We start from the raw sequence: 6,064 nt of genomic DNA, 5'->3' as shown, positions 1-6,064 counted from the left end.
ATCTCCGGGCAGATCTGGTGACCGTCACCGGGCAGGTCTCAAGACCGCCCCTGGGCAGAACTCACTGGCCCTTGACATGCCTCTACAGCCGCCAACTGGAGGATGGCCCGACCAGCAGAACGCGCGCTAAGGCGTAGATCGAGGCGGCAAAGGTCGACCCTGTCCCGCGTGAACGCTGGGCTGAGGCGAACCTCGAAATAGTCGACGCCTCGGTGCCCTCATCATCGCCTACCGACTACGTCACGAGACCTCGAGCGGCCGAGAGCACCGTGATCTGCCCATTCTCCTACCGGCCATGGGGCGTGGATGACTTCGCCGAGTCGTATCTGGCCTACTGCGTCGCGGAATACCAACGCTGCCCGGGCACCGAAACGACATCCGGACCGCGATGGGACTGGTAGCCACCACCGACTTCTCCTCGACCGGTGGTTTCACTGGCTCCTGCGTGGGGTCATCGCCGGTTGTTAGGGACGCGCTTCCGAAAGCAGGGTTCTGGCGATCGGGTAGCGCGAGTATGAGCATCCGATAGCGGTGCCGGTCACCGTGTGCTCGTGTCGGTTCTACGCGTGGCAACCGGGCTGCGCGTGAATCCGAACAGGAGGCACGGGTGACTGATTACCGATTGGTGATGTCGCTACTGCTGCAGGACAGGCCCTACCGAGACATCGAGGCGATCGCGGGCTGCTCGCACCGCACGATCGCCAAGGCGAAGAAGGTGTGCCGCGAGCACGGGCTGACCGCCGCCGGCCAGGTCGAGGCGCTCAGCGGCGAGGAGATCGACGCCTTGTTCACCGACGGCCGTAAGACGCCGTCGGCGGAGTTCGTGGCCTTCGACGTGGCGGCGACCGTGAAGAAGCGCACGGGCAAGAACAAGCTGCAACTGCGGGTGCTGTGGGCCAACTACCTCGACACCGACGGATCGCCGGGGCAGCGGCACTACAGCTATCAGCGGTTCTGCCAGATCGTCGGCGAGTACGCCGAGGTCAACGAGCTGACGATGCGGATCACGCACGTTCCCGGACACACGATGCAGGTCGACTGGGCGGGCACGAAGATGGCCATCTTCGACCCCGTCACCGGCACCAAGACCACCGTCTCGGTGTTCGTGGCGTCGCTGCCGTACTCGGGGCTGGTATTCGCCCGCGGCTGCCTGGACGAGAAGATGCCGAACTGGCTCGACGCGCACCTCCAGGCCTTCGAGTACTTCGGCGGCGCGGCGCAGGTGATCGTCCCGGACAACGCCTCGACGGCATCGAACCAGATCGCCCGCGGTGACCGGGCCCGCGAGGTCAACCGGGAATACCGTGACTTCCTCGAGTACCACCACACCGCCGCCGTGCCCACTCGTCCGGTACGCCCGATGGATAAGGGCAACGTCGAAGCCGGCGTGAAGGTGGTGACTGGGCTGTGTCAAGGAATGTGGACAGTTCCTCGGTGATTTCTGAAGTGTCAGGCCGCCCGGGATAGGTCCTGGGCGGCGTGGTGATCGTTCCAGGCTCGGGCCGGGGTGAGGTACCCAATGCTGGAGTGTGGTCTGCGACGGTTGTAGAACACCTCGATGTACTCGGCGACGGCGAACCGTGCCCGAGCGCGGGTGGCGAACACCTGTTGGTGGTACATCTCGTTTTTCAAAGTGGCGAAGAACGTCTCCGCGGCGGCGTTGTCCCAGCACACCCCGGTCCGGCCCATCGACTGGGTGAACCCGTTGTTGGCGCAGTAGGTGACGCATTCATCTGAGGTGTATTGCGACCCGTGGTCCGAATGGAAAATCGCGCCGGAGGCGGCCCCACCCTGGGTACGTGCCATCTCGAGAGCATCGACGACAAGGCTGGCTCGCATGTGCTCGGCTGTCTGCCACCCGATCACCTTGCGGGTGGCCAGGTCGATCACCGTCGCGAGGTAGTGGGGTGTACCAAGAGCCTTCTCATGGAGGCCTCAATCGAGGACTACAAGTCCGGTGACCTCGACGGTGCGACTGCCGTCATCGAACGATGGGTCCAGTGGCGATCGCAAACCAGGGATCACTTCAATGACGTGCCGAAACAGCCCAAGCCGACGTCGACTTCACTGATTCGGCTCGCGTTTCCCAACGAAGACCCGGCAGCGTACAAGCAACTCAGCCGACCTGCACACGGAAATGCCGTTTGGCTAACGGCAGTCGCGATCCAGGAGCAGAAGCGCACGCCCTTCGCCGCAATTTACGCGATGAAGAACATCAGCTTCGCCACTCGATGCCTGGTCACAGCTATCAGCAGCGCGGGCGAACTCTGGTCGAGCGACCTTAACGAGATCACTCAGCGGGCTCTCGCGCAGTTCGATATCCACACTGACTGGGATCAACTCGCGCACAAGGTCTCGAGCCAATCGAGGGCTCTGTCGCTCCTGAATGAGGGAGAGCACGCCGATACTCGCCCGGTCCCTCAACCACCGAGGTGAAGGCGCCCGACTCAGCTTCGGGAAAGCCGAAGTCCGAGGAACCTCGCTGCCATCGCCTCGGCCAACCGGAAAGCCTCGCGGCACCTGCCTCGGCCGGTACCGGGTGACAGGCTCGTGAGAATCAAATGACACCGCTATGAGAAATTGCCAGATTGTTTGAGAACCGACAGCAACCTACAACCCCCGCGCCATGTCGACGAAGCGCGAGTAGTGGAGCTGGTGCGCCACGGTGATCGTGGCGGTGGGGCCGCCGCGGTGCTTGCCCAGGATCACGTCGGCCTCGCCGGCGCGGGGGTCGTCGCGCTCGGTGGCGTCGGGCCGGTGGAGCAACATGACGATGTCCGCGTCCTGCTCCAGCGAGCCCGACTCGCGCAGGTCCGAGACCTGGGGGCGCTTGTCGGTACGCTGCTCGGGCCCACGGTTGAGCTGCGAGATCGCGATCAGGGGCACGTCGAGCTCCTTGGCCAGCAGCTTGAGCTGCCGGGAGAACTCGGAGACCTCCTGCTGGCGGGACTCGACCTTCTTGCCGGAGGTCATCAGCTGCAGGTAGTCCACCACGATGAGCTGCAGGTCGTGCTTCTGCTTGAGCCGCCGTGCCTTGGCGCGGATCTCCATCATGGTGAGGTTGGGCGAGTCGTCGATGAACAGCGGAGCCTCGGAGATCTCGCCCATCCGACGGGCCAGCCGCGTCCAGTCCTCGTCGCTCATCTTGCCCGACTTCATGTCGCTCAGCTTGACCCGCGCCTCGGCGCTCATGAGGCGCATGACGATCTCGGTCTTGCTCATCTCCAGGGAGAACACGACGGAGGACAGCCCGTGCTTGATGGAGCACGAGCGCATGATGTCCAGGCCGATCGTGGAGTTGTGCGTGGGGATCGCGGTGGGGCCCGCCAGATACAGGTGGTCCTCCGCCGCCACCTCGATGCACTTCACCGGCACGCTCTCCACGGCGCGCACGTCGATGATGAGCCGGTCGAGCCGGCCCGAGTCGGGATGCTCGGGCACCACCACGCCGAAATCGCAGACCAGCATGAGCGTCTCGAGGGACGTGGTGGTGACGACCTGCTGTGTGCCGCCCATCTCGATGCGCCACTCGTGCTCGGCGTCGGCGATCATTTCCGAGCCGTCGTTGAACCGCACGCAGTAGCACGGACGGTCCCGCCACACCTCGGTCACCGCGACGACCTCGGTCGCCTCGCCGTCGGAGCCCAGGACCCGGTCCCCCACGGCGACCTCGCCCATCGTGGTCTCGCCGCCGGGCGTGGGCAGCACCGTGTCCAGCGCGAGAGCCTTACCCACGCCGGGCCGCGCGGCAATGATGATCATCTGCCCGCCGTGCAGGCCGTTGGTCACCGCGTCGAGGTCCGCGAACCCGGTGGGCACGCCCTGGCTCAGACCGCCGGCGGTGTGAATCGCGTCGATCTCGTCCATCGTGGGCTGCAGGAGCTCCTCGATGATCACGAAGTCCTCGGTGGTGCGCCGCTCGGTGACGTCGAAGATCTCCGCCTGCGCGCGATCGACCACCTCGGCGACGTCCGCCCCCTCGGAGCCGGAGTAGCCGTACTGCACGATGCGCGTGCCGGCGTCGACGAGCCGGCGCAGGACCGCTTTCTCCGCCACAATCTGCGCGTAGTAGCCGGCGTTGGCCGCCGTCGGCACGGTCGAGATGAGCGTGTGCAGGTACGGGGCGCCGCCCGCCCGGCGCAGGTCGCCCCGCCGGTCGAGCTCCGCGGCCACGGTCACGGCGTCCGCCGGCTCGCCACGCGCGTACAGGTCCAGCACCACGTCGTAGATCGCCTGGTGCGCGGGCTTGTAGAAGTCCCCCGGCTGGATCTCCTCCACCACGTCCGCGATGGCGTCCTTGCTCAGGAGCATGCCGCCGAGCACCGACTGCTCCGCCGTGAGGTCCTGGGGCGGGGTGCGCCCGAAGTCGCCGGAGCCCCCCTCGTCCGGCGGCGGTGGGAGCTCGTCCGGCCCGTCGTACCCGCCCTGCGACATGGCGTCTCCTCTCCGCTCCGCCGGACCCCCGGCGGCCTTCGCGACTCCTCCACTGTAGGGGACCGCTCGGACACGGTCACCGCCGCGGCCACACCGTTATCCACAGGTTTGTCCACAATCGCGAGTGGCTTGCTGTGGATGGTTGTGGATGAACAGAGGTTACGCAGGGCCGATCGGTGTATCACTGTGGAGTACCGGTGGAATGCCCAGGTCGATTCGCATAAAACCGCAGGTCACTGCTATCAGTGCTGGTCATCCGGTCCGTGGATACTCGCCAGTACCACGCCGTGAACGCGCCTGCAACGGAAAACGGGGGATGAATTCCACCGCTCTTGCCACCGACGGCCGGGCGACACGAACCCCGAGTTATCCACAGGCCGTCCACACCCCTCCCGGCGCCCCGGCGCGGCCCCGGAAATGGCCAGGGGCCCCGGCCGACAACGGGTGTCGGACGGGGCCCCGGGCCTGCAGGGGATGTCAGGCGGCGACGACCTCGACCGCGACGGTGGCGGTGGTGTCGTGCCCCAGGTCGACGACGACCCTGTGGGTGCCGGTCGACTTGATGTGCTCCTTGGGCATCTCGATGTTCCGCTTGTCGAGCGTCGGGCCGCCGGCGGCCTTGACCGCACCCGCGACGTCGCCCGCCGTGACGGAACCGAAGAGCTTGCCGGTGTCGGAGGTCTTGACGGACACCGTCACGCCCTCGAGCGACTCGAGCTTCTGCTTGAGCTCGTTGGCGTGGTCCGCATCGCGCACCTCACGGGCCTCCTGGGCCCGCTTGATGGACTCGATCTGGCGCTCGGCGCCCGGGGTGGCCACGATGGCCAGCCCGCGGGGGAGCAGGAAGTTACGACCGTATCCGCCCTTGACCTCGACGATGTCGCCCGGCGCACCGAGCTTGTCGACGTCGGCGGTGAGGATCAGCTTCATGATCTCCTCTACCTTTCTTTCCTCCGACGAGCCGACCGGGGGCCGGACTCTCGCGAGGTCATGTCTTTTATGTGTGGGTGGGGGCGCGCCGCCCCCGGGGGATCGAGCCGCCGCGTCCTAGAACGGGGGCTCGTCGTCCATGCCGCCGCCGAAGCCACCGGAACCGCCGGCCTGCGGGGCGCTGCCCCACGGGTCGTCGTTCTGCTGGCCGCGCCCCTGACCGCCGCCGTAACCACCCTGGGCCTGACCGCCCCCCTGGAAGCCGCCGCCCTGCTGGCCGCCGCCCTGGAAGCCACCACCGCCGCCGTCACGGGCGGCGCGGGTGACCTTGGCGGTGGCGAACTTGAGCGCCGGGCCCACCTCGTCGACCTCCACCTCGAAGACGGTGCGCTGCTCGCCCTCGCGGGTCTCGTACGAGCGCTGCCGCAGCCGCCCGGTGACGATGACGCGCATGCCCTTCTGGAGGGATTCCGCAACGTTCTCGGCGGCCTGCCGCCAGACGTTGCAGGTGAGGAACAGCGCCTCGCCGTCCTCCCACTGGTTGGTCTGGGAGTTGAAGCGGCGCGGGGTGGAGGCGACCCGGAAGTTCGCCACCGCGGCGCCCGACGGCGTGAACCGCAGCTCGGGGTCCGCGACGATGTTCCCGACCAGTGTGATGGGGGTGTCGCCCTGTGCCATGCGCTTCTCCTGAGGTGGTGTG

Annotated in this window: 5 protein-coding genes and 1 pseudogene; 2 read left to right on the top strand and 4 right to left on the bottom strand. The window is 66.9% G+C overall.

The window, feature by feature from the left end:
- Positions 1-607: 607 nt before the first annotated feature.
- Positions 608-1,438, top strand: a complete 831-nt coding sequence (gene istA, locus ACH0BZ_RS14745; protein ID WP_406899394.1) for an IS21 family transposase — start codon at positions 608-610, stop codon at positions 1,436-1,438.
- Positions 1,439-1,449: 11 nt separating this feature from the next.
- On the opposite strand, the pseudogene ACH0BZ_RS14740 reads toward istA, so the two are convergent.
- Positions 1,450-1,896: pseudogene (locus ACH0BZ_RS14740) on the bottom strand (IS3 family transposase); the annotation flags it as partial.
- Between the two features lie 30 nt (positions 1,897-1,926).
- On the opposite strand from ACH0BZ_RS14740, the gene ACH0BZ_RS14735 reads away from it, so the two are divergent.
- Positions 1,927-2,436: a hypothetical protein gene (locus ACH0BZ_RS14735; RefSeq protein ID WP_406899391.1), complete on the top strand. Its 510-nt coding sequence runs from the start codon at positions 1,927-1,929 to the stop codon at positions 2,434-2,436.
- 174 nt (positions 2,437-2,610) lie between these two features.
- Here ACH0BZ_RS14735 and dnaB read toward each other — a convergent pair whose 3' ends face one another.
- The 3 genes from dnaB to ACH0BZ_RS14720 form a co-directional block, all read right to left on the bottom strand.
- Positions 2,611-4,434, bottom strand: a complete 1,824-nt coding sequence (gene dnaB / locus ACH0BZ_RS14730) for a replicative DNA helicase (protein ID WP_406899390.1) — start codon at positions 4,432-4,434, stop codon at positions 2,611-2,613.
- 477 nt (positions 4,435-4,911) lie between these two features.
- Positions 4,912-5,364: a 50S ribosomal protein L9 gene (gene rplI / locus ACH0BZ_RS14725; RefSeq protein WP_406899388.1), complete on the bottom strand. Its 453-nt coding sequence runs from the start codon at positions 5,362-5,364 to the stop codon at positions 4,912-4,914.
- 117 nt (positions 5,365-5,481) lie between these two features.
- The gene (locus ACH0BZ_RS14720; RefSeq protein WP_406899386.1) at positions 5,482-6,042 is read right to left on the bottom strand and encodes a single-stranded DNA-binding protein; all 561 of its coding nucleotides are present in this window, start codon (positions 6,040-6,042) and stop codon (positions 5,482-5,484) included.
- Between the last annotated feature and the right edge of the window lie 22 nt (positions 6,043-6,064).

It is taken from the genome of Dietzia sp. 179-F 9C3 NHS, assembly GCF_045369825.1.
Lineage (GTDB): Bacteria > Actinomycetota > Actinomycetes > Mycobacteriales > Mycobacteriaceae > Dietzia.
The sequence above is the reverse complement of the archived record's forward strand: the minus strand, read 5'-3'. Positions and strand labels throughout refer to the sequence as shown.